Source organism: Haloarcula taiwanensis, from assembly GCA_002844335.1.
Taxonomy (GTDB): Archaea; Halobacteriota; Halobacteria; order Halobacteriales; family Haloarculaceae; genus Haloarcula; species Haloarcula taiwanensis.
The window spans coordinates 1,338,634-1,358,901 of sequence record CP019154.1 but is presented as its reverse complement, the minus strand read 5'-3'; the positions used below and the strand labels follow the sequence as shown (position 1 = coordinate 1,358,901).

Sequence of the window (20,268 nt, the reverse complement as noted above, 5' to 3'; positions counted from 1 at the left end):
GTCTCAGCGCCGCTTGCTTCCGATTCAGGAGACAATTTATACACGTAGCACCGAATTCTATGCTGATGGGACAATCGGGACTGGAAATCCACCGGACCCAGTCGTCAGTCATCAGTGCGATGCAATCACTTATTGAAAGTGCCGATGAGAGTCTCACGATTGCGCTCCCGAAATCGGCCCTCTCTGCGTTTATGCCGCAACTCAGCGCCGCTATCGAGCGGGATGTACTGGTATTGTTACTTGTCCACGGCGATGAGACAGCATCGACGCCCGCATATGAGGACATCGCGACGGCGGTCCGGACAATCGAGAGCGGCATTACCCCGCTGCTTGTGACCGCCGATATGCAGCGCGGGCTCACTGGGCATTCCGGACTGCTGACTGACTCGATGGCAGAGCATCAGGCGACTACATTCGACAACGAGAACCTCGCACATGACGAGTTCACGATGTTTCTCGGCAGTCACTGGCTGATGGGAACGGAATGCTACGTCGCCGACATGTGTGCGTTCCCGCGGACGTTCTCCGCGTTTCAATTTGCAGTACTCATGGCGGCACTGGCGCTACGGGAAGGGACGCCGATCACTGCTCGCGCTCGGGTCCTTTCGACGACGGACCGAACTGAGACAACGATATCAGGACCCGTAATAAATGCCCGGCAGAGTCTCATCTATCCCGCATCGAGCAAGAACCCGGCGGAACGGTCGCTCACCATCGACGCCGATTCAGGACCGGTCACTGTCGGCGGGGCCGGTGCGACAAAGGAAGCCTACGAATGTCTCGAAATCACGCTCGACAGGCTTGACGATCATTAACGCAACGAAAATCGACCCTCAACTGCGGAACATCAGCGCTGGTGTGTCGCCCGTCCCTATTGGAAGGTGCGGCTGGCCGTGCTCTCGTCGGTGACGCCGGGTTCGGCCCGGTCGAAGCGCTGTTCGATCTCGTCGTAGCGCTCGCGGGTCTCCTCGGTGACGCTGGGGCCGACCTCCTCAAGCGCGTGCTCGAAGTGGTCCATTGTCACGCGGACGTTGCTGACGCTGTCACCGATTTCCTCGGGGTCCACGCTGTTGATGAACTCCCGGGTCGCGGCCATCGACGCTTCGCGGGCGACCGCTTCGATGTCCGCGCCGACGTAGCCGTCCGTGCGGCGGGCCAGTTCGTCGAGGTCGACGCCGTCGGCCAGGGGCTTGTTCCGGGTGTGGACCTGGAAGATGGCGCGCCGGGCGTCCTCGTCGGGGACGGGCACGTGGACGTGCCGGTCCAGCCGACCGGGGCGCAGGAGCGCGTCGTCGATGAGGTCCGGGCGGTTCGTGGTCGCGACGACCACGACGTTCTCCATGTCCTCGATGCCGTCCAGTTCCGTCAGCAGCTGGGAGACGACGCGTTCGCCGACGCCGGAGTCGGTCGTGCCGCCGCCCCGTTCGCTGGCGATGGAGTCGATTTCGTCGAAGAACACCACGGTCGGGGCGTTCTCGCGGGCCTTGCTGAACACTTCGCGGACGCCCTTCTCGGACTCGCCGACGAACTTGTTCAGCAGCTCCGGCCCCTTCACGGAGATGAAGTTCGACTGGGCCTCGTTGGCGACTGCCTTCGCGAGGAGGGTCTTCCCGGTGCCGGGCGGGCCGTACATCAGCACGCCCTTGGCGGCTTCCAGATCCATCGACTCGAACACGTCTTCGTACTCGAGCGGCCACTGGATAGTCTCCCGGAGTCGTTCCTTGGTGTCTTCGAGGCCGCCGACGGAGTCCCAGGTGACATCAGGGACTTCGACGAAGACCTCCCGGAGCGCGGAGGGCTCGATGCCCTTCATCGCCTCGCGGAAGTCCTTGTCGCTTATTTCCAGCCGTTCCAGCACCTCGGCGTCAATCTCGTCGGATTCGAGGTCGAGTTCCGGGCGGATGCGCCGGAGGGCGTTCATCGCACTCTCTTTGGTGAGGGAGGCGAGGTCAGCGCCGACGAAGCCGTGGGTGTTCTCGGCGTAGTTTTCGATGTTGATTTCCTCGGAGAGGGGCATCCCGCGGGTGTGGACCTGCAGGATTTCCTTGCGGCCCTCCTTGTCCGGGACGCCGATTTCGATTTCGCGGTCGAAGCGGCCGCCGCGGCGCAGCGCCGGGTCGATAGCGTCGACGCGGTTCGTCGCGCCGATAACGATGACCTGTCCGCGCTCTTCGAGCCCGTCCATCAGCGAGAGTAGCTGGGCGACCACGCGGCGTTCCACGTCGCCCTGGGTCTCGCCGCGCTTGGGCGCGATGGAGTCGATTTCGTCGATGAAGACGATGGCGGGGGAGTTCTCGGAGGCCTCGTCGAACACCTCGCGGAGCTGCTCCTCACTCTCGCCGTAGTACTTCGACATGATCTCCGGGCCGGAGATGGTGGTGAAGTACGCGTCAATTTCGTTGGCGACGGCCTTGGCCATCAGCGTCTTCCCGGTACCGGGCGGGCCGTGCAAGAGGACGCCCTTCGGCGGCTCGATGCCGAGCTGCTGGAACAGCTCGGGGTGGCGCATCGGCAGCTCGATCATCTCCCGGACCTGTTCGAGCTCGCGGTCGAGACCGCCGATGTCCTCGTAGGTCACGTCGGGCGTGTCGCTCGCTTCGGGCGCGCCCTCGCCGCTGTGGACCTGCTCGGCGGGCATCTCGCTGACCTGGATGTCCGTGGAGTCGGTCACGACGACCGTGCCGGAGGGTTCGGTCTCCGCGATTTTCAGGGGAATCTTCTGTCCGGACATCGAGGAGAGCGGGCCGAGGCCGAAGCTCACCGGGACGGTCTGGCCCTGCGTGACGGCCTGCCCGCTGAGGTTGTTGCGAATCATCGGCCCGACGTTGCCCCGGACCCGGAGGTTCTGGGGTAGCGCGACGGTGACCGAGGTCGCGGGGTTGACATCGGCTTTCTCGATGTTTACGTGGTCGTCAATACCGACGTTGGCTTCCTGCCGGAGCTGCCCGTCGATACGGACGATACCCTTCGCCTCGTCCTCGGGGTAGCCGGGCCAGACGCGGGCGACCGCGCGGCTGTCCTGTTTCCCCTCGAGAACGATGTAATCGCCGTTCTCGAGGTCGAGTTCGTCCATCGCGGCGCGGTCGATAGCCGCGAGGCCTCGGCCGGCGTCTTTCTGTTTGAGTGGTTTGACAGTAAGTCTCATCAGTTATCTCCCTCGCGCTCTGACAGTTCGATAGTGAGAACCCCGTGGTTCATAAACGCTCGTGCGTCGTCACCAGGGAGTTCCTGTTCGTACTGGTGGCCGTCAGCGACGACGATGACGGTCCCGTCGACCACATCGACACTCGCGTCGGCATCGGGTCCCACGTCCGCCGCGAGCACGACGCTGTCGTCGTACTCGAATCGGCGGAGGGGCGTCTCGTCGAACAACTGCTGTTCCGAAGTCATGCTAACTCAAAGTAAGCGAGATTAGTATATAAACCTATCGCTGAAATGCGCTGTACTGCGGGAAAATACTGGAAGTTGATTGAATGCGGTTCACACTGTATCTGGGCGCGCCAATCTTTTATCCACACCGCTTCCGAACGGTACCGCATGGAACGGGTCAGTCACCACGGGCGAGTCACGGCGTACAGACAGACACAGCCTGCTGGGGGAGGACCGACAGCGCTGTATGTCCACGGTAGCGGCGCGACACACCGAGTGTGGGGTCGCCAGTACGCCCCGTCCGGGCCAACCCACCCCGCTGTCGCGCTTGACATGTCAGGTCACGGAGAGTCGGACGATATCGACACCGCGGCCGGGACCACGACACTCGACGCCTACGCGGACGACGTAGTCGCTGTGGGGCGGGAGACAGACGCGGACGTGCTGGTCGGGAACTCGCTTGGCGGTGCCATTGCACAGTGGGTCGCGCTGGAGCGAGACTGGGCGCCCGAAGCGATTGTGTTGCTTGGGACCGGCCCCGAACTTCCGGTGTTCGAAGGGCTGCAAGAATGGCTTGCGGACGACTGGGACCGTGCTGTCGAGTTCCTGCACGAACGGGACCGCCTGTTCCACGACATCGATCACGCGGCCGTGTCGCGCTCACGCGAGCAGATGGAGGCAGTCGGGCAGGCAGTGACCCGCCGCGACTTCATGACCTGTCATGGCTTCGACGTGCGGGACCGACTGGGCGAGATTGATGTGCCCGTGCTGGCTGTCTGTGGCGAACACGACAAACTGACCCCACGAGCGTATCACGAGACGCTGGCCAGCGAGATCCCCGACGGCGAGGTGTCGTTCGTTCCCGACGCTGCCCACCTGGCGATGGTCGAACGAGCCGAGGTCTTCAACGACACTCTGACGGAGTTCATCGAGGAGGCGGTCTGAGCGGAGTGCGACCGGCGAGGGTTACTCGCCGGGGTAAACCCACGGACCGAGCGCGAAAAACAGCAGCGCGATGGCGAGCATCGCCCGTGGTCCGGCCCGGAACAGTGCCGCCGGCGCAACGACGGCGACCGCCTGCACGACACCCATCGGGATGGCGTGTTTTGGTCCCGGCTTCGGGTAGTCAAAGGGCGCGATCATCGCAAGCGAGAGCGCGAGCGCGCCGATACTCAACACGAGCGGGTTCGTGATACCGCTCAGATACGCCGTCGCGATGATGATACTCCCGAGCGTGTTCGGCATACCCGGCCGCTGGTCGGGAGAATCGAAGTACGTCGAGTAGAACGCCGTCCTGACGATGGAACAGACAACGTACGCGGAGGCGAGCAACGCGAGACCGACGAACACGGCCGGGTGTGCACCTTCGATACCGCCGTAGGCGTCTGTCAACAGCACGTACAGAAAGAGACTCGGCGTCGCACCGAACGAAACTACATCGGTCACCGAGTCGAGCAGCGGGCCGACCGCCGAACTGTCGCCGTTCCGGGCGACGATGCCGTCGATTGCGTCGGCGATGACCGCCAGCAGAATGAGGCGAGCGGCCAGATGCGGGTCGGTAAAGGCGATGGCTCCGGCGACAAACCCGACGACGGCGTTAAACAACGTCACCGTGTCGGCGACACTGAGTCGTCGGCGTACCTCGAAGCCCATGGTTCTCCGGTTGGCCACGGCGTATATGAAGGACTCGAAAGCGAACGCGCCTCGATGCCGACCGACGCTCTATCACTCGTCCGAGAGGTCGTGGCCGAAGCGGAGACGAGCGGCGGTGGCGAGCGTCCCGACAACGAGGATGACCAGCTCCCAGCCGCTCCGGGCGATGGGGAACACGCGGTCGACGGCCTCGGGTTCCGGCTGTCCCGGGTTGGGGTCGATGCCGGTGCTCATCTGGACCTCGCTGGAGTTGCCCATCGACTGTGTGGTCGACCCACCGCTGCCCCCCGTGCCGGTGCCGCCGGGCGTCTGAGCGCGCGGTTCGGGCAGTTCGACGAACGTCTGGACGATGCCGCGCTGGCTCGACAGTTCTAGGTGACCGCTGAGCTGATAGAACTGGTCGTACAGCGGCCAGAAGAGGTTTGCACCGCCCGTAATCAGGTCTAGCAGTACGTGCCCGACCACATATACCACGACACAGAACCAACTGACCCGAACACCGTAAGCCCCCCAGCGGCCCCTGATATACGATTTGTCACGCACGTACAGGTCGACTCCGATAAGGAGCGCCAGCACCGCCGGGATAACGAGGTTCGTCGTCGCGGCCCGGTGGCCGGCCTGCCAGTAGAGCCCAATAAACGCGTCAACGTCGGGGAACGTGACGACGAGTATCGACAGTAGCAGCGACCGCTTATCGAATGCAGCGCCAAGCAGCGTTGCAGCGAGTAACCCCACGAAGGCGTAGTGAACCACCAGCGAAGGCATATACATTTCAACACCACCACAGAGATGAGCGTTGTGGTGGGCTCTATCAGAATACGAAACTACCCCACTTGATTAATATGGCCACAGTAAATACATTGTCAGTGGGGACGTGGTGGGGTGGAACGGCACCCATTAACAATTCTGTCGGCAGAGACGACATATCGAGTCACAACAGCGAAAACGACAATTGCTCAGTCCGCCGTTACGTCTTGCTGTGTCGTGGCCGCCGCCCCCTTCATCGGGGCGACGAGCTTGTAGAGCCCGTACAGAGCCAGGACCAGGATGCCGGCCAAGACCAGCCCGGTCCGGAGCGTCGGATCGACCATCGGAGTCGCGATGACCTCGCCCGCCTCGTTCGTCAGCGGTGCCGCGCTGTAGGGCTTACCCGCCAGTATCTCCACGATGCCGAGGACGACGACGCCCAGCAGCATCAGACCGCCGCTGAGTGCCATCGCCGCTTTGTCGATGACGGTGGTGTGTTGTTGCATTGGTGGTCACCTCCTTAACCGAGCAGGTACCTCAGTTTCGGGTTTCGTTTGACCAGTTTGGTCCTCTCGATGATCGCGTCAAGGCCGTAGTAGCGACCAGTCGCCAGCACGATCATCGTCATGAACAGCAGCAGACCCATGAAGTCGCTGTTGACCAGCCCGTGGCCGAAGCTCGCGTTGCCGATCCAGAACAGGGCCATGAAGAAGACCCCGAACACGGAGGCGAGCCTGACCAGCGCGCCGACCATCAGTCCGAGCCCAATGAGCGTCTCGCCCAGCGGGACCATCGCCTGAATGAACCAGCCTAGGTGTTCGCCCATCAGCACGGGGATCGGACCGAGTGCCGTGCCAGTCATCTGCTTGAGATACGTCGGCCCGTAGGTGTAGGCCAGCCCGTTCTCGATGAGCTTTGTCACGCCTGCGTGGAAGAACCACCAGCCGGTCACGACACGCAGGAACGCTAGCCAGTACGCGGTCCACGCCCCGCCGAGCTCGAACTCGAACTCGTCTGCCAAGGGGTTCGCCGCTTGATAGGACATCTGTGTCACCTCACATGTGGAATTCCGAACTACGGTGGCATATAAGGGAACGGGAGTTCTCACAGAGTGAAAACCCATCTCAGCGGCTGAGAAGGAATATATCACCGGGTTAGCCTGTCACCTCCTGTTCGGCCTCGGGTTTTTGTTGCTTCGGCGGAGTGCCAGTCGCTTACGGGCCACCGTGAGGTTCAAACCCTCCATGCGATTACGTTATGACACCAATGGTACTCGAACTGACGGGCGAACACACCACGGCGCGGGTGATGGTCGACGACGAATCGCTCGTCGAGAGCGGGTGTCGAGAGCAGATCGAGACGCTCATCGACCACCCGGCGTTCACCGAACCGGTGCGGATCATGCCGGACACGCACTGGGGAGCCGGCGCACCTATCGGCTTCACCATGCCGCTGGGCGACCGTGTCGTCCCGAACATCGTGGGCGTCGACGTCGGCTGTGGAATGGCCGCGACAAACCTCGGACCGGACCTCCCGCTGGAAGACGCCGAGCGCGAGCGACGCGTCCGCGAGGCGGTCCCGATGGGGCGAAACGTTCACGACTACGACGACGCCGTCCACCTCGTCGAGGAGTTCCCGTTCGAGCGGGCTAACCGCGTCTTCGAGCAGTTCGACGCAGCCTACGCGGAGCGGTTCGGCGAACACATCGACCCTGTGGAGTTCGACTTCGACGGCTACGACGAGGAGTACTTCGAGTCGCTGTGTGACCGCGTGCTGGCAGACCAGCGCCAGGGCATGGGGTATATCATCAAGAGCGCGGGGACGCTGGGCGGCGGGAATCACTTTATCGAGTTCGGACAGGCACGCGAATCGGGCGACTACTGGCTGGTCATCCACAGTGGCTCCCGCTACCTCGGCAAGTCCGTCGCCGAATACTGGCAGTCGACGGCGACGGACCGCCGGACCATCGGCGAGATCCGCGAGCAGATTCCCGAGGAGTACGTCGAGTACCTGAAGTTCGACCCGGACACCGTCGAATCCCGGGACCTCTACGCCTGGGTCACCGGCGGCATGGGCGAGTCATACATCCGGAAAGAGCGGCTACGCCGGGAACTCGACGGCTCCGAGATCGAAGACGCCTTCGACGCGCTGGGACAGGTGCAGGACGCCATCCACAGCAGCGACGACGAGGACCGCAACACGGACCTCGATTGGCTCGAAGGCCGTGAGGCCCACGGCTACCTCGTCGATATGCTGTTCGCCCAGCAATATGCCCGCTGGAACCGCGACCTGATGAGCGACGCCGTCTGTGACGCGCTGGGTATCGACCCCGTCGACCGCTTTCAGTCGATTCACAACTACATCGACTTCCGCGACCTCACCATCCGCAAGGGGGCGACCCCGGCCCGCGACGGCCAGCGGCTGCTGGTCCCGTTCAACATGGCCGACGGGTCGATTATCGCACGAGGGAAGGGTAACGACGAGTACCACCAGACAGCACCACACGGCGCGGGTCGCGTGATGAGCCGTCGGCAGGCCCACAGCGAGGTCGACATGGACGAGTTCGCCGCGGCGATGGACGGCATCTACTCGGAGTCCGTCATCGAAGGCGTCCGGGACGAAGCGCCGATGGCGTACAAGGACGCCGACGCGATTCTCTCGGCCATCCAACCGACTGCCGAGGTGGTCGAGTACGTTGACGCTGTCCACAACCTGAAGGCGACAGAGTAAGCCAACCTGTTAGGTTGGCAGAAAGTGATTTGGACGCGAAGGCCGTGGGTCCTGTATGACCATTCTCGTTGCAATCGCCAACGATTCAGTCTCCCCGGCAGTCATCGATACGGCGGTTCGACTCGCAGACGGACTTGGTGAGGAACTGTACGTCGTCCACCTCGTCGACGAAGACACCGCCGACGGCACGGCCATGCAACTCCGGGACGAGATGCGGGACCGATTCCGCGACACCAATGTCGTGGCAACGGTCGCTATCGAACACGTCGGTCGGTCTGCAATGCGTTCGGGCACGCGGGTCGGCAACGAACTACTCGAACTCGCGGCTGACGTGGATGTGCAACATATCGTCATGGGCCACGAGCCGAAAGGTCTAGCCGGTAAAATCCGCGACGGCGACGCGGCGGTTTCGGTCATCGACGCCGCCGACGTGCCAGTCACGGTCGTCCCGGAGAGTCCGTCCGACATCTGAACGCTGTAGGCGTCGTCAAAGTCCAAGTTCTCGGCCGAGTACCATCCGCTGTATCTCGCTTGTGCCCTCACCGATTTCCATGAGCTTCGCGTCCCGGTAGAACCGCTGCGGGGCGAAGTCTGTCGTGTAGCCGTAGCCGCCAAGCACCTGGACGGCGTCTTCGGCGACCTCGCGACAGATTTCGCTGGCGTCGAGTTTCGCAAGCGACGAGAGTCGCGTTACGTCTTCTCCCTGGTCGTACATCGTCGCAGCCTTGTGAGTCAGCAGCCGAGCACGCTCTATTTTGCGGTCCATCTCGACGATTTTGTCCCGGACGGCGTCGAACTTCGAGATGGGACGGTCGAACTGTTCGCGTTCGGTGGCGTAGGATTTCGCGGCCTCGAAGGCCCCCTGTGCGAGTCCCGTCGAGAGCGCAGCAATAGAGATGCGGCCGCCGTTGAGGGTCTGCAGCGTCTGTTCCCAGCCGGCTCCTTCCTCGCCGAGCAGTCGGTCCGCAGGAATCCGGCAGTCGTCGAACTGGAGTTCACAGGTCGGCGAGGCGTTCAGCCCCATCTTGTCCCACTCGGTCGTCACCGCCCAGCCGTCGTCCTCGGGCGCGACGATGAACGTCGAGATGCCGTCGTAGCCCGCTCCGGGGTCTGTGACGGCCTTGACGAGCACCGAGCCGGCGACGGAGGCGTTCGTGATGAACTGCTTGGTGCCGTTGATGACGTACTCGTCGCCGTCTCGCTTGGCCGTCGTGTCCATGTCGCTGGCGTCGCTCCCGCTTCCCGGTTCCGTCAGCGCCCAGCCGCCGAGCTGTTCGCCGGTGGCGAGCGGTGTAAGCCAGCGCTCCTTCTGTGTGGCTGTGCCGAACAGCTCTATCGGCTTACTCCCGAGCGACGTGTGAGCCACGTACGAGAGTCCGATACTCCCAGAGACGCGTCCGAGTTCCTCGGCGACCAGCGCGTACATCAGCGTATCGCCGCCGAGCCCGCCCCACTCCTCGCTGATCGGCACACCCATCACGTCCAGTTGGCCGAGTTCCTCGAATATCTCGGCCGGGAAGCGGTGCTCGTCCTCGATGTCTTGTGCTATCGGTTGAATCTCATTCTCACAGAACTCGCGGACTGAATCCCGTATCATCCGGTGTTCGCCGGGAACGTCGAACTCCATACCGAAGCTATGTTTTGTGTTACTAAATAGCACACGCCGACAGACACAAGCCATTTGCCCGTCCACGGCGTTTCCTAGAGGGAATGGCGTTCCGGCGATTCCTCCGCGGGACGGTCCCCTGGGAGCAACTCGAAGGCGTGGTGCAGGCGGTAATCGAACGGTACGACGAGCCCGCGGCCCACGTGACGTTTCTGGAGGCCGATAACTGGCTCTCGACGCCGCTTGTCGTCAACGACCAGTGGTTCGTGAAGGTCATCACGGGGCAGAACTCGCTGGTTCACACGCTGTTGACCGCCGGCCGCAACATCGGCGCGTTTTCGTCCGGCACAGAGGGCTTTTTCGAGCACTTCGGGACGCCCTACGAGATGGCGGAACACGAGCTGGCGGCGACCCAGCGGATGCGGGAAATCGGCGTCAACGCTCCCGAGCCAATCGAGGCATTCGAATACGATGGAATGGGCGTGCTGGTACTTGAATACATCCCCGACTTCGAGCCGCTGGACGACCTCCCGGCCGAAACCGTCGAGCGACACAGTCCGACGGTGTTTGACTTCCTCCACCGGATGCACGAGGACGGCCTGGCACACGGCGACTTCCGCTGTGAGAACGTGCTCGTGGCCCACGACGACCTGTACTTCATCGACGCCACGAGCGTCCGTGAAGCGGCGATCAGTGACGCCCGGGCCTATGATCTCGCGTGTGCGCTGGGCGCACTGGAGCCGCTCATCGGTGCACCGACCGCAGTCGCCGCCGCCGCACGTCACTACGATACGTCTGAGTTGCTGGCCGCGGAGGAGTTCCTCGATTTCGTCAACATCCGCCCGGACCACGACTTCGCCGCCGCAGAAATCCGTGGAGCCGTAGAGAAACGCGCGTAGGCTGACCGGAACGGCCTCAGTCTGCGGGGGGTGCCCCGACGGCTCGACTTCTGGCAACAACGCCGATACCGACGAGCACGACGGCCCCACCGACGACGGTCGACGGCCCGGGAGTCTCTGCGAGCAACAGCAGTGCCAGCAGCGCGCTCGCGACCGGCTCGCCGAGCAGCGAGACACTGACCATGCTTGATTCGACGTGTGCTAGTGCCCAGTTGAGGACGGTGTGGCCGAACACGCCGGGGCCGACAGCCATCGCGAGAAACAGCGCCCACTCCCGTGGTGGGTAGCCGGTCACGGGGTGGCCCGACGCGACGACGAAAACGAGGAGCGATACAGCCGCGACGCTGTAGACGACGGTCACGTACGGGACAAGGGGGAACCGCTGGCGGAGCGAGCGCCCGGCGAGGACATAGCCGGCGGCCATAACGCCACCGACGAGAGCCAAGGCGTTGCCGTACAGTGGCCGCGTGCCGACCGCTCCGCCGCCGAGCAGTTCGCCGATTGACATCACGACGATGCCACCGATAGCGACCAGAATGCCTGCCGTCGTGCCACGCGTGACGCGCTCGTCCAGCAGCGCCCACGCGCCGACGGCGACGAACAGCGGCTGACACTGGACCAGTGTGACCGACGCCGCGACGCTGGTCCACGCCAGACTCTCGAACCACGCGGCGAAGTGCACTGCGAGCGCGACGCCGGTCGCCGCCGCCGCCAGTACGTCCCGTCGAGCGAGCCGCCCGAACGCCGACCGGTGCCGCCCCAGCGCCAGCGGGGCTAGCAGTGCGGTCGTCAACAGAACACGGTAGAACGCCGCCACCGACGCCGCGGCATCGCTCCACCGGACGAGAATCGCGCTCGTACTGACCGCGAGAACGGCGACGACCAGCCCGATTCGCGGGTCGATTCGCGGCTCGGTCACGCCCATCCTGCTCCGTTGTGGCACGGAGACAGCACAGCCACATCTGGTATTGCGACGACACGTCTACTCATCCCGCGATAGTATCCGGCACGGGACTAAAGAAACACCGGATACCATAGTCGGGTCCGTGACGTGTTGGTTACCCTTCGAGCAGTTCCTTCGTCTGCTGATGGCGATACCGGAACATCGGCTCCATCCCGAGACAGCCAAAGGGGCCAAGCGCCCGGCCGAGCGGTCCGCCGGGCAGTTCGAACTCGACGTGGTCGTGGACGAGCGTCTCCCTGTCGCTCAGCGCCCGGAACGTGTGCGTGTGCTCCCAGTGGGGAAACGGTCCCTCCGCCATCACGTCGCGGAACATCGCCTCGTCGTCGCCTTCCTCCCGGGCGACGATGTTCGACACCCAGCGCTGGCGCGGCGGCACGCCGAAGGGCTTGATCGAGGAGACGACGACCGACCCAGCGGTCAGTTCTTCAGGGTCGGGCTCACCATCCGGTCCCCGCTCCTCCTCGATGCGGATGTTCATCCAGTCGGGAGTCAGCGCGACCAGTCCATCGCCTGTCGCGTGGAACTTCCAGACCTCGGACAGTGGGGCTTCGACGCGAACCTGGCGCTCGTAAATGTCCATACACACAGTAGGGGAAGCGCCGGCAAAACACCCGCGATAGCCGCGACTGAGTCCGGGACGCGGTCAGGGCCAGATGCCGCCTTCCTCGGCCGCAGCGACGACACGCTGGATTGCGACGACGTACATCGCCGTCCGGAAGTTCGGCGCGCCGGTCTGCTCGTATGTCTCGACGAGGTCGTCAAACGCGTTCGTAATGATGGTCTCCAGTTCGTTGTTCACACGCTCTTCGGACCAGTAGAACCGCTGGCGATTCTGGACCCACTCGAAGTACGACACCGTGACGCCACCGGCGTTGGCGAGGATGTCTGGGAACACGGCCACGTCACGCTCGGTGAGGACGTCGTCCGCGTTCGGCGTCAGCGGGCCATTTGCCGCCTCCACGACGATGTCAGCCTGTACATCCTGCGCGAGGTCGCCGTCGATGGCGTTTTCGAGCGCCGCCGGAACGAGCAGGTCCACATCCATCGTCAGCAACTCCTCGTTCGTCAGCTCCTCCCTCGCGCCCTCGTAGCTGGCCAGCGACCCGGTCTCGCTCTTGAACGCCTTCGCGTCGCGGGCGTCGAGCCCGTCAGGGTTGTAGACGGCTCCGGAGGAGTCTGATACTGCGACGATGTTCGCGCCAAGGTCCTCGATGAGTTTTGCAGCCACGGAGCCAGCGTTTCCGTAGCCCTGCACGGCCACCGTCGCGTCCTCGATGTCCTTGCCGAGGTAGTCAAAGGCCTCCCGCGCGGTGAGCATCACCGAGCGACCGGTCGCCTCGACACGGCCCGCACTGCCGCCCGATTCCGGAGCCTTGCCGGTGATGACGCCGGGTTCGGTGGTGTTTTCCAGCGTCTCGTACGTGTCTTTGATCCAGTTCATCTCGCGCTGGCCGGTGTTGACATCGGGTGCGGGGATGTCCTGGTCCTCGCCGATAATCGGGCGGAGTTCCTTCGCGAACGACCGCGTTATCCGCTCGATTTCACTGGCTGAGTACTGTCGCGGATCGATCTCGATGCCGCCTTTCCCGCCGCCGTAGGGGATGTTCACAGCAGCACACTTGTACACCATCCAGCCAGACAGTGCCTTGACCTCGTCGCGTGTGACCTGCGGGTGATAGCGGATGCCACCCTTGTACGGCCCTCTGTCACCGTTGAACTGTGATCGGTAGGCACGAAACACCTCGACGGAGCCGTCATCCATCTCCACGGAAAGGTTTGCCTCCAGCACTCGCTCGGGGTGTTTCAGCCGTTCAAGCACGTCAGTCGAATATTCGAGATAGTCCGACGCGTCGTCGATCTGCTCCTGTAAACTCTCAAACGGGTTCACCTCAGGCGACATACGGGTTATGTCTCAGACTGTGGGGAAAAGGGTACCGCCGTCCATGGGATTTTCCAGACAGAAATTACGCACAACGGAACTAATAGCCAAACGGAATGTCCGCGCCTGAGTCGCCTACAGCGACCCAATGCGTGCGGGCTGTTGGGTCGGTGAGCGAACGAAAGCTGAGTACAGTATACCCCCGAGGTAGCTACAGACTAATCAGGAGGGCCGCGTTAATCACGACCGCCGCCACCCACGGGAGCGCCAGCCCGAGCGGCACGACGACGCCGCGCTGATCGCTCAGCAGACGGCGGGTCACCCCCGCCAGCCCGAGAACGCCGACTTTCGTCACGCCGAGGACGGCGATCCCGAACGTCTCTATCGCAGCCCGCATCACGGGGTTGCCTTCGTGTAGGCCGTGCTGAAGGCCAACGTGTGTCAGCCACACGTCGACGATAAGCGTCACGGCGACAACAAGCCATAGTTCTCGCTCGACGGCTGCAAGCTCGTCGAGCAGGGCGCTACACCACCCGTCGATGGTCCCTATCGGGACCGTTCGGTCCGTTGTGAACACGTCACCCTCCGCAACCACGCCCCCACGTGGTCTGTTATCCTGTTGTCATCCTGTATATTAAATACACACTGTTTACTATTGAAACCGAACTGGTAGGGACTGTATACTCCCTGGAAACGCGATGCCAGCGGGGCGACTGTCAACGACGGGTTCGGTACCCCGATATAGATTGCAGATAGTCCCCACACGCGATTATCACCTCTCATAATGGTGGCGCACCATTGATATCGGGTGCCGGGCTACCCATGTACTATGAGTGCCACCAGTGACCCTCGCGAGACAGCGCTGTCGACCGGGCGTCGTCGCTGGTGGCTTCCGCTGCTCGTTGCCCTTCTTTTGCTCACGCTGCTCGGTACTGTTGCTTCTGGCACCGCTGCGGCTGACGACACCGAGTCGCCGGAGTGGGGCAATGCGACGCGGGGCAACGCTACGACTATCGAGGTAACCCTGTTCGACGACGGCGGGTCGTTAGACACGAGTACGATTCAGGCAGCGGATTTCGAGCTAACTGCGGGCCGAGTAGAAAACGTCTCAGTCACATCAATCGACGCTTCCGGAACAAACAGGACGGGGGTGCGCGTCTCCCTCCTGTTGGAAAAAAAGGTCGACACAGACAACGTCACCGTCAGTCTCCGTGACGCCGCCAGCATCACCGACGAAGCGGGGAACGAGCTTCCGCACAAGTCAGTCACCGTCAGCGGGATGGACTCCGTCGTGCCGAAGTATCAGTCGTTCGAGGTAAGCCGCGTCAATAGCTCCACCGCCCGTATCTCTGTCGGCATTCACGAACCGATACAACAGCTTCGAGTCTCCGTCGGTGGCCCGTCGATAGACACACTCAACATCTCGGGATTCACCGAACGCACCGGTAACGTGAACACGTACACGCGGACGTACACGTTCCCCGAAGAAGGCGAGTACTCGTTGCTGCTGATGTCGGTGACCGACGAGAACGGAAACGAGAACTCTTTTGGACGACAGCAGACGTTCCTCTATGACGACTCCGCGCCGAACGTCAGTGTCGCTGGGCCGGAGAACGCAACTGTCGGCGAGTCAGTGACCTTCTCCGCAGCGGAGACGACAGACAATCAGGGCGTCGATTCGGTCCGGTGGCAAGTCGGGAGTGATACCATCCTCACCGGCGAGAATATCACCGTAGCCTTCGCCTCACCCGGCAGTCACGAGGTAACCGTGACAGTCGCTGACCCGCTCGGGAACACGGATAGTGTGACCAGAGTCGTGTCCGTCGTTGGGAACGGGTCCGCCGGGAACGTAACTGTGCGACAGCCGAACGCGACTACGGCGAACGTCTCGGTGAACGGGTCCGGCCAGACACAGCAAATTCGGTCTCCGGAGGGGCCACTCGTCACCGGTGAGAACGGAACGCTGGAACGGCTTGCCGCGTCGTTCCCGGGTAACGAATCCGCCACACTCACCGTCCGCTCCCGCCAGCCCACGCCAGCGTTCGTGACTGCCACCGGTCACACTGGCGTCAGCCGGTTCGATATCGACCACGGGTCCGTTCCGGCTGAGGGCGCGACGTTCACGTTTACTGTTGACCGTGACACACTGGCGGCAGTCGGTGCGGAACCCGAGGCTGTGACGCTGTTCCGGAAGGACGGCGGGTGGACGCCCTTAGCGACTGCTATTGCCGGCCGGAGCGAGTCACACATCGTCTACCGGGCTGACTCTCCGGGACTTTCGACGTTCGTCGTCGGAGTCGAACGGACGGCAGCGACAGACGTGGATGCGGAGGCGGCGACAACCAACTCGGAAACGTCGACGGCCGAACCCGAGACGACCGAGACACAGACAGAAGAACCCGGACAGCCGGATATCCTGGTCACGAACGCCACGGCAGTTCCATCGGAACTCGGCCCCGGCGAGCGAACCGTCATCGCCGTCGAGCTTGAAAACCGGGGGACTGCGAGCGGCGACCACAACGTGATCGTCGCGCTCAACACCTCGATACTGACAACGCGGACAGTCACGGTCCCCGCCGGCGAGACGCGAACGACGGAGTTTGCCCGCTCGATGCCGGACAACACCACTGGAAACTTGACTGTCGACGGGCTACGTGTCGGGAACGTAACGGCTGACAGCGGTGGCCTCCCGATTCCAGCGCTCCCGTCGGTCGGGATTCCGAACCCGCTCTCGCTGTGGCCCGACGGCATCGTCGGAACCGTTCTCGGCGGGCTACTGGGCGTTGCTATCGGACTGTACAGCGTTCTGAAAGCGCTGGCGATATACCTCGGCTACTGACTGACAGGGCGTCAGTCGATATTCGCTTCGAGCCGGTCGATCAGGTCGTCGTTTCCGAGATACAGCGGCGTCCGCTCGTGTAGCTCGTCGGGTTCGATTTCGAGCAGTGACTGGTCGCCGTCGGAAGACCGCCCGCCGGCCGACTCAAGGATGTAGGCCATCGGGTGGCCCTCGAACTGGACTCGAAGTTTCCCCTCGGGGCGTGACTCCAGTGCGGGATACGAGAAGATGCCGCCGTAGGTGAGCACCTGATTGATATCCGCGACCATCGCCCCGCCGTAGCGGAGTTTCAGTTCGTGGCGGATGTCCTCGGCGTAGGATTCAAATTCGTCGGTCCAGGCGTCGACGCCGCCGCCGAACCCGAAGACCGTGGGGTCCTCCGGAACCGTCACGTCGTCGTCGACGACCCGCTTGTCGCCGTCTTCGAGGATGTACTCGCGGACGCTGCCGTCCCGAGCGACGACCATCGAGGTGATGGGGCCGTAGATGACGAACCCGGCGGCGAGCAGATTGGTGCCGACCGTCGGCGGCTGCTCGCTGTAGACGCCGAAGATCGTCCCCATCCCGCTGTTGGGTTCGAGGTTGCTCGACCCGTCGAGGGGGTCCATCGCGACGTGGAGGCGACCGTCTGTCGTTTTCACGTCCGCGCGTTCTTCGCTGGCGTAAGAGGCGACGCCGTCGATGCCCAGCACCCGCTGCTCGAACAGTTCGTCGGCGCGCAGGTCAGCCGCGAGCTGGTCGTCGCCGGTGGGGTTGACGGAGTTGCTCTGGCCACGGTAGTCGGCAACAGCGCGGCGGACGTCCGGTGTCGTCGCGGCGATGGTGTCGATGACTTCCGTGACAGTCTGCTCGGCTTCGGTGGTCGAGATGTCGAGTGACTTACTCATTTGTCAGATGTAGGGGCAGAGACTGGCCATCCGGTGACCAGTCGAATTTTTCTCCGAGCCTGCTGCCCGCAGGGTCTCTCATCACAAGTTCGTTCTCTGGCACATCATAAGTATCTTTTTGCTGACATTTACTACATTTCGAGTGAATATTCCGCCGCGAGGCAGTGCTTGCCGCTAAGTCTGTGACTGATTCCCTCGGTAGATTTCCGGTCTCGTGATGAGGTGATACCGTCGGCAGACTTACACGACCGCCGGCCGAAGGCGCGGGTATGCATCTCGAAACAGTCGACACCGTCGGCGTCGTCGGCGCTGGAACGATGGGTAACGGCATCGCTCAGGTCGCCGCGACGGCCGGCTACGATGTCGTCATGCGCGATGTGACAGAAGAACTAGTCGCCGCCGGGTTCGAGGAGATTCAGTCGAGCTTTGAGACACTCGTTGCGCGCGATACAGTGACAGAACAGGAGGCGGAGGCGGCGACAGCCCGCATCACCGGCACCACTGAGATGGACGTCCTCGCGGACGCCGACCTCGTCGTCGAGGCTGTCACGGAAGATATGGACATCAAGCAGTCTGTGTTCGAGGACCTCGACGAGATCTGCGGACCGGACACGGTGCTTGCCAGCAACACGAGTACGCTCTCGATTACGACCATCGCCAGCGCCACCGACCGGCCCGAACAGGTCCTTGGACTACACTTCATGAACCCCGTCCCGGTGATGAAAGGCGTCGAACTCGTCGTCGGCGAGCACACCAGCGACGAGACGGTGACGCTCGGTCGGGAGTTCGCTCACGACATCGGCAAGGAGACCTGGGAAGCTGACGACAAGCCCGGCTTCGTCGTCAACCGCGTGTTGATGCCCTGGATAAACGAGGGCATCCGGGCCTACGACGAGGGGGTCGCCGATAAGGCAGACATCGACCGCGGGCTGACGCTGGGGACGAATGTTCCGATGGGGCCGCTCGAACTGGCCGACCACATCGGCCTCGACGTGGTCCTCGACGCCTCTGAAACGCTGTACGAGGAGCTGGGTGACCGCTACAAGCCAGCCTACCTGCTCAAACGCAAAGTCGCGGCCGGCGACCTCGGGAAAAAGTCCGGCAGGGGCTTCTACGACTACGACTGACAGACCCGCGGTGACAAATACCGACAGAGTACAATACCCGGCAACGGGCCGCGCGTTGGCCAACAGTAAAGACCCAACCAGCGTTAGAATCTATCATGGACTTTAGCCCCACACAGGAACAACGCCAGATACAGGATATGGTCGCGGACTTCGTCGACGAGGAAGTCAAGCCGCGGGCAGCGGAGATTGACGAAACCGATGAGTTCCCGTGGGACCTCGTCGACGAAATGGCCGACCTCGGCCTGATGGGGATGCCGATTCCGGAGGCATACGGCGGGGCCGAACTGGACTACCACAGCTACGCCATGGCCCTCGAAGAGATCTCGCGGGGGAGCGGCGGACTGGGCACAATCGTCGCCGCACACATCTCGCTGGCCTGCAATATGATCTACGAGTTCGGGAACGAGGCCCAGAAAGAGACCTACCTCACGCCGCTGGCAGCGGGCGAGGAAATCGGCGCGTTCGCCCTGTCCGAAGCGGGTGCGGGCAGTGACGTGCCGGCGATGGACACCACCGCCGAACCGGTCGACGGCGGTGACGCCTATCTGGTCAACGGCGGCAAACTCTGGATTTCCAACGGCTCCGTTGCCGACACCGTGGTCCTGTTCGCAAAGACCGACCCCGAGGCCGGCAACAAGGGCATCTCCTCGTTCATCGTTCGCCCCGAGGAGGACGACGGCTTCATCGTCGAAGGGACCGAGCACAAACTCGGCGACAAGGGCTGTCCGACCGCCGAACTGCGGTTCGACGACATGCGAATCCCCGCCGACCGCCGACTCGGCGAGGAGGGCCGTGGGTTCGTCCACGCGCTCAAGACGCTCAACGGCGGGCGCATCACCATCGCGGCCCGCGGCGTCGGCATCGCACAGGCTGCGCTGGACGAGGCGTTGAAATACGCCCAGGACCGTGAACAGTTCGACCAGCCGATCAGCGACTTCCAGGCTATCCAGCACAAGCTCGCAGACATGGACACGAAGACGCAAGCGGCCCGCCTGTTGATGCACCAGGCGGCTGATAAGAAGATGGCCGGCGAGTCGTTCGTCAAGGAGGCCGCCCAAGCCAAACTGTACGCCTCAGAGGTGTCCCGGGAAGTGGCCAACGAGGGCATTCAGGTCCACGGCGGCTACGGCTACACGAAGGACTTCCCGGCCGAGCGGTTCTACCGCGACGCCAAACTCAACGAGATCTACGAGGGGACCAGCGAGGTCCTCCGCAATACCATTGCCAGCGAACTTCTCGATTAGGGAATCGAGAGGAGTCCTTCGACGACGACCGCGCGCGTGAAGTAGAACGATTTTCCGTTCGCACGATACCGATTCGCGCTGATGGTTCCCAGCGCGAGGAGTACCGCCACGCCGACCGTTGCGGCGAGCATCCCGACGACTGCTGACGGCTGGATAGCTGTGCGTGCGAAGACGTACGTTGCGATGCTGGCGAGTGCCGCAAACGGGAGGGCGTCCAGACCTGCCAGGAAGAGCGAGCGGGACAGGGACATATCCGTGTTCTATGGGACCGCTCACAAAAGGATACCCCATCGATCAGTGCCGGCGTAGCGAAAGTCGTCGGGA

The 20,268-nt window shown here is 63.0% G+C and carries 21 protein-coding genes; 8 read left to right on the top strand and 13 right to left on the bottom strand.

Annotated elements, in window-relative coordinates:
• The first annotated feature begins 62 nt into the window (after positions 1–62).
• Positions 63–815, top strand: coding sequence for a hypothetical protein (locus tag BVU17_06990; GenBank protein AUG48856.1), 753 nt, complete (start codon positions 63–65; stop codon positions 813–815).
• Positions 816–871: 56 nt separating this feature from the next.
• Here BVU17_06990 and BVU17_06985 read toward each other — a convergent pair whose 3' ends face one another.
• A complete protein-coding gene (locus BVU17_06985; protein ID AUG47279.1) occupies positions 872–3,145 on the bottom strand; it encodes an AAA family ATPase in 2,274 nt (757 codons plus the stop codon).
• Positions 3,145–3,390, bottom strand: a complete 246-nt coding sequence (locus BVU17_06980; protein ID AUG47278.1) for a hypothetical protein — start codon at positions 3,388–3,390, stop codon at positions 3,145–3,147. Before BVU17_06980 ends, BVU17_06985 begins: the two co-directional genes overlap by 1 nt.
• A gap of 147 nt (positions 3,391–3,537) precedes the next feature.
• Between BVU17_06980 and BVU17_06975 the strand changes: the two genes are divergently transcribed.
• On the top strand, positions 3,538–4,314 hold the full coding sequence (locus BVU17_06975) for an alpha/beta hydrolase (protein AUG47277.1): 777 nt from the start codon (positions 3,538–3,540) through the stop codon (positions 4,312–4,314).
• 21 nt (positions 4,315–4,335) lie between these two features.
• Here BVU17_06975 and BVU17_06970 read toward each other — a convergent pair whose 3' ends face one another.
• The 4 genes from BVU17_06970 to BVU17_06955 form a co-directional block, all read right to left on the bottom strand.
• Positions 4,336–5,022 (bottom strand): CDP-diacylglycerol--serine O-phosphatidyltransferase, encoded by a 687-nt coding sequence (locus BVU17_06970; GenBank protein AUG47276.1) that lies wholly within the window; start codon positions 5,020–5,022, stop codon positions 4,336–4,338.
• A gap of 72 nt (positions 5,023–5,094) precedes the next feature.
• Positions 5,095–5,787: a hypothetical protein gene (locus tag BVU17_06965; GenBank protein ID AUG48855.1), complete on the bottom strand. Its 693-nt coding sequence runs from the start codon at positions 5,785–5,787 to the stop codon at positions 5,095–5,097.
• A gap of 191 nt (positions 5,788–5,978) precedes the next feature.
• Positions 5,979–6,275, bottom strand: a complete 297-nt coding sequence (locus BVU17_06960) for a hypothetical protein (protein ID AUG47275.1) — start codon at positions 6,273–6,275, stop codon at positions 5,979–5,981.
• Positions 6,276–6,289: 14 nt separating this feature from the next.
• The gene (locus BVU17_06955) at positions 6,290–6,814 is read right to left on the bottom strand and encodes a DoxX family protein (protein AUG48854.1); all 525 of its coding nucleotides are present in this window, start codon (positions 6,812–6,814) and stop codon (positions 6,290–6,292) included.
• Between the two features lie 221 nt (positions 6,815–7,035).
• On the opposite strand from BVU17_06955, the gene BVU17_06950 reads away from it, so the two are divergent.
• Together BVU17_06950 and BVU17_06945 are read left to right on the top strand one after the other, a co-directional pair.
• A complete protein-coding gene (locus tag BVU17_06950; GenBank protein ID AUG47274.1) occupies positions 7,036–8,499 on the top strand; it encodes an RNA-splicing ligase RtcB in 1,464 nt (487 codons plus the stop codon).
• Positions 8,500–8,554: 55 nt separating this feature from the next.
• Positions 8,555–8,971, top strand: a complete 417-nt coding sequence (locus BVU17_06945; GenBank protein AUG47273.1) for a universal stress protein — start codon at positions 8,555–8,557, stop codon at positions 8,969–8,971.
• A gap of 15 nt (positions 8,972–8,986) precedes the next feature.
• On the opposite strand, the gene BVU17_06940 is transcribed toward BVU17_06945, so the two are convergent.
• Positions 8,987–10,126, bottom strand: coding sequence for an acyl-CoA dehydrogenase (locus BVU17_06940; protein ID AUG47272.1), 1,140 nt, complete (start codon positions 10,124–10,126; stop codon positions 8,987–8,989).
• 83 nt (positions 10,127–10,209) lie between these two features.
• On the opposite strand from BVU17_06940, the gene BVU17_06935 reads away from it, so the two are divergent.
• The gene (locus BVU17_06935) at positions 10,210–11,004 is read left to right on the top strand and encodes an aminoglycoside phosphotransferase (GenBank protein ID AUG47271.1); all 795 of its coding nucleotides are present in this window, start codon (positions 10,210–10,212) and stop codon (positions 11,002–11,004) included.
• A 16-nt stretch (positions 11,005–11,020) separates the two neighbouring features.
• Here the strand turns inward: BVU17_06935 and BVU17_06930 are convergent, their stop codons facing one another.
• The 4 genes from BVU17_06930 to BVU17_06915 form a co-directional block, all read right to left on the bottom strand.
• Positions 11,021–11,923, bottom strand: a complete 903-nt coding sequence (locus BVU17_06930; protein AUG48853.1) for an EamA family transporter — start codon at positions 11,921–11,923, stop codon at positions 11,021–11,023.
• Between the two features lie 139 nt (positions 11,924–12,062).
• The gene (locus BVU17_06925; protein AUG47270.1) at positions 12,063–12,548 is read right to left on the bottom strand and encodes a cyclase; all 486 of its coding nucleotides are present in this window, start codon (positions 12,546–12,548) and stop codon (positions 12,063–12,065) included.
• 63 nt (positions 12,549–12,611) lie between these two features.
• Positions 12,612–13,868 carry a glutamate dehydrogenase gene (locus tag BVU17_06920; protein AUG47269.1) on the bottom strand — a complete coding sequence of 419 codons (1,257 nt, stop codon included), beginning with the start codon at positions 13,866–13,868 and terminating at the stop codon, positions 12,612–12,614.
• Between the two features lie 190 nt (positions 13,869–14,058).
• A complete protein-coding gene (locus BVU17_06915; GenBank protein AUG47268.1) occupies positions 14,059–14,442 on the bottom strand; it encodes a hypothetical protein in 384 nt (127 codons plus the stop codon).
• 234 nt (positions 14,443–14,676) lie between these two features.
• Here BVU17_06915 and BVU17_06910 point away from each other — a divergent pair, with 234 nt between their 5' ends.
• Positions 14,677–16,686, top strand: a complete 2,010-nt coding sequence (locus BVU17_06910) for a PKD domain-containing protein (protein ID AUG47267.1) — start codon at positions 14,677–14,679, stop codon at positions 16,684–16,686.
• An 11-nt stretch (positions 16,687–16,697) separates the two neighbouring features.
• Here BVU17_06910 and BVU17_06905 read toward each other — a convergent pair whose 3' ends face one another.
• A complete protein-coding gene (locus BVU17_06905) occupies positions 16,698–17,573 on the bottom strand; it encodes a fructose-bisphosphatase (protein AUG47266.1) in 876 nt (291 codons plus the stop codon).
• A 269-nt stretch (positions 17,574–17,842) separates the two neighbouring features.
• Here BVU17_06905 and BVU17_06900 point away from each other — a divergent pair, with 269 nt between their 5' ends.
• Both BVU17_06900 and BVU17_06895 read left to right on the top strand, forming a co-directional pair.
• A complete protein-coding gene (locus tag BVU17_06900) occupies positions 17,843–18,700 on the top strand; it encodes a 3-hydroxybutyryl-CoA dehydrogenase (protein AUG47265.1) in 858 nt (285 codons plus the stop codon).
• 95 nt (positions 18,701–18,795) lie between these two features.
• Positions 18,796–19,944 (top strand): acyl-CoA dehydrogenase, encoded by a 1,149-nt coding sequence (locus BVU17_06895; protein AUG47264.1) that lies wholly within the window; start codon positions 18,796–18,798, stop codon positions 19,942–19,944.
• Here the strand turns inward: BVU17_06895 and BVU17_06890 are convergent.
• Positions 19,941–20,195: a hypothetical protein gene (locus tag BVU17_06890; protein AUG47263.1), complete on the bottom strand. Its 255-nt coding sequence runs from the start codon at positions 20,193–20,195 to the stop codon at positions 19,941–19,943. The two genes, BVU17_06895 and BVU17_06890, sit on opposite strands and share 4 nt — an antisense overlap.
• Between the last annotated feature and the right edge of the window lie 73 nt (positions 20,196–20,268).

Excerpts from the sequence above, each read along its gene's own strand:
- BVU17_06960 (AUG47275.1), bottom strand. The coding sequence starts at position 6,275 with ATGCAACAACACACCACCGTCATCGACAAAGCGGCGATGGCACTCAGC.
- BVU17_06910 (AUG47267.1), top strand. The coding sequence starts at position 14,677 with ATGAGTGCCACCAGTGACCCTCGCGAGACAGCGCTGTCGACCGGGCGT.
- BVU17_06965 (AUG48855.1), bottom strand. The coding sequence starts at position 5,787 with ATGCCTTCGCTGGTGGTTCACTACGCCTTCGTGGGGTTACTCGCTGCA.
- BVU17_06945 (AUG47273.1), top strand. The coding sequence starts at position 8,555 with ATGACCATTCTCGTTGCAATCGCCAACGATTCAGTCTCCCCGGCAGTC.
- BVU17_06950 (AUG47274.1), top strand. The coding sequence starts at position 7,036 with ATGGTACTCGAACTGACGGGCGAACACACCACGGCGCGGGTGATGGTC.
- BVU17_06985 (AUG47279.1), bottom strand. The coding sequence starts at position 3,145 with ATGAGACTTACTGTCAAACCACTCAAACAGAAAGACGCCGGCCGAGGC.
- BVU17_06970 (AUG47276.1), bottom strand. The coding sequence starts at position 5,022 with ATGGGCTTCGAGGTACGCCGACGACTCAGTGTCGCCGACACGGTGACG.
- BVU17_06980 (AUG47278.1), bottom strand. The coding sequence starts at position 3,390 with ATGACTTCGGAACAGCAGTTGTTCGACGAGACGCCCCTCCGCCGATTC.
- BVU17_06955 (AUG48854.1), bottom strand. The coding sequence starts at position 6,814 with ATGTCCTATCAAGCGGCGAACCCCTTGGCAGACGAGTTCGAGTTCGAG.
- BVU17_06900 (AUG47265.1), top strand. The coding sequence starts at position 17,843 with ATGCATCTCGAAACAGTCGACACCGTCGGCGTCGTCGGCGCTGGAACG.
- BVU17_06890 (AUG47263.1), bottom strand. The coding sequence starts at position 20,195 with ATGTCCCTGTCCCGCTCGCTCTTCCTGGCAGGTCTGGACGCCCTCCCG.
- BVU17_06905 (AUG47266.1), bottom strand. The coding sequence starts at position 17,573 with ATGAGTAAGTCACTCGACATCTCGACCACCGAAGCCGAGCAGACTGTC.
- BVU17_06935 (AUG47271.1), top strand. The coding sequence starts at position 10,210 with ATGGCGTTCCGGCGATTCCTCCGCGGGACGGTCCCCTGGGAGCAACTC.
- BVU17_06925 (AUG47270.1), bottom strand. The coding sequence starts at position 12,548 with ATGGACATTTACGAGCGCCAGGTTCGCGTCGAAGCCCCACTGTCCGAG.
- BVU17_06940 (AUG47272.1), bottom strand. The coding sequence starts at position 10,126 with ATGGAGTTCGACGTTCCCGGCGAACACCGGATGATACGGGATTCAGTC.
- BVU17_06920 (AUG47269.1), bottom strand. The coding sequence starts at position 13,868 with ATGTCGCCTGAGGTGAACCCGTTTGAGAGTTTACAGGAGCAGATCGAC.
- BVU17_06975 (AUG47277.1), top strand. The coding sequence starts at position 3,538 with ATGGAACGGGTCAGTCACCACGGGCGAGTCACGGCGTACAGACAGACA.
- BVU17_06895 (AUG47264.1), top strand. The coding sequence starts at position 18,796 with ATGGACTTTAGCCCCACACAGGAACAACGCCAGATACAGGATATGGTC.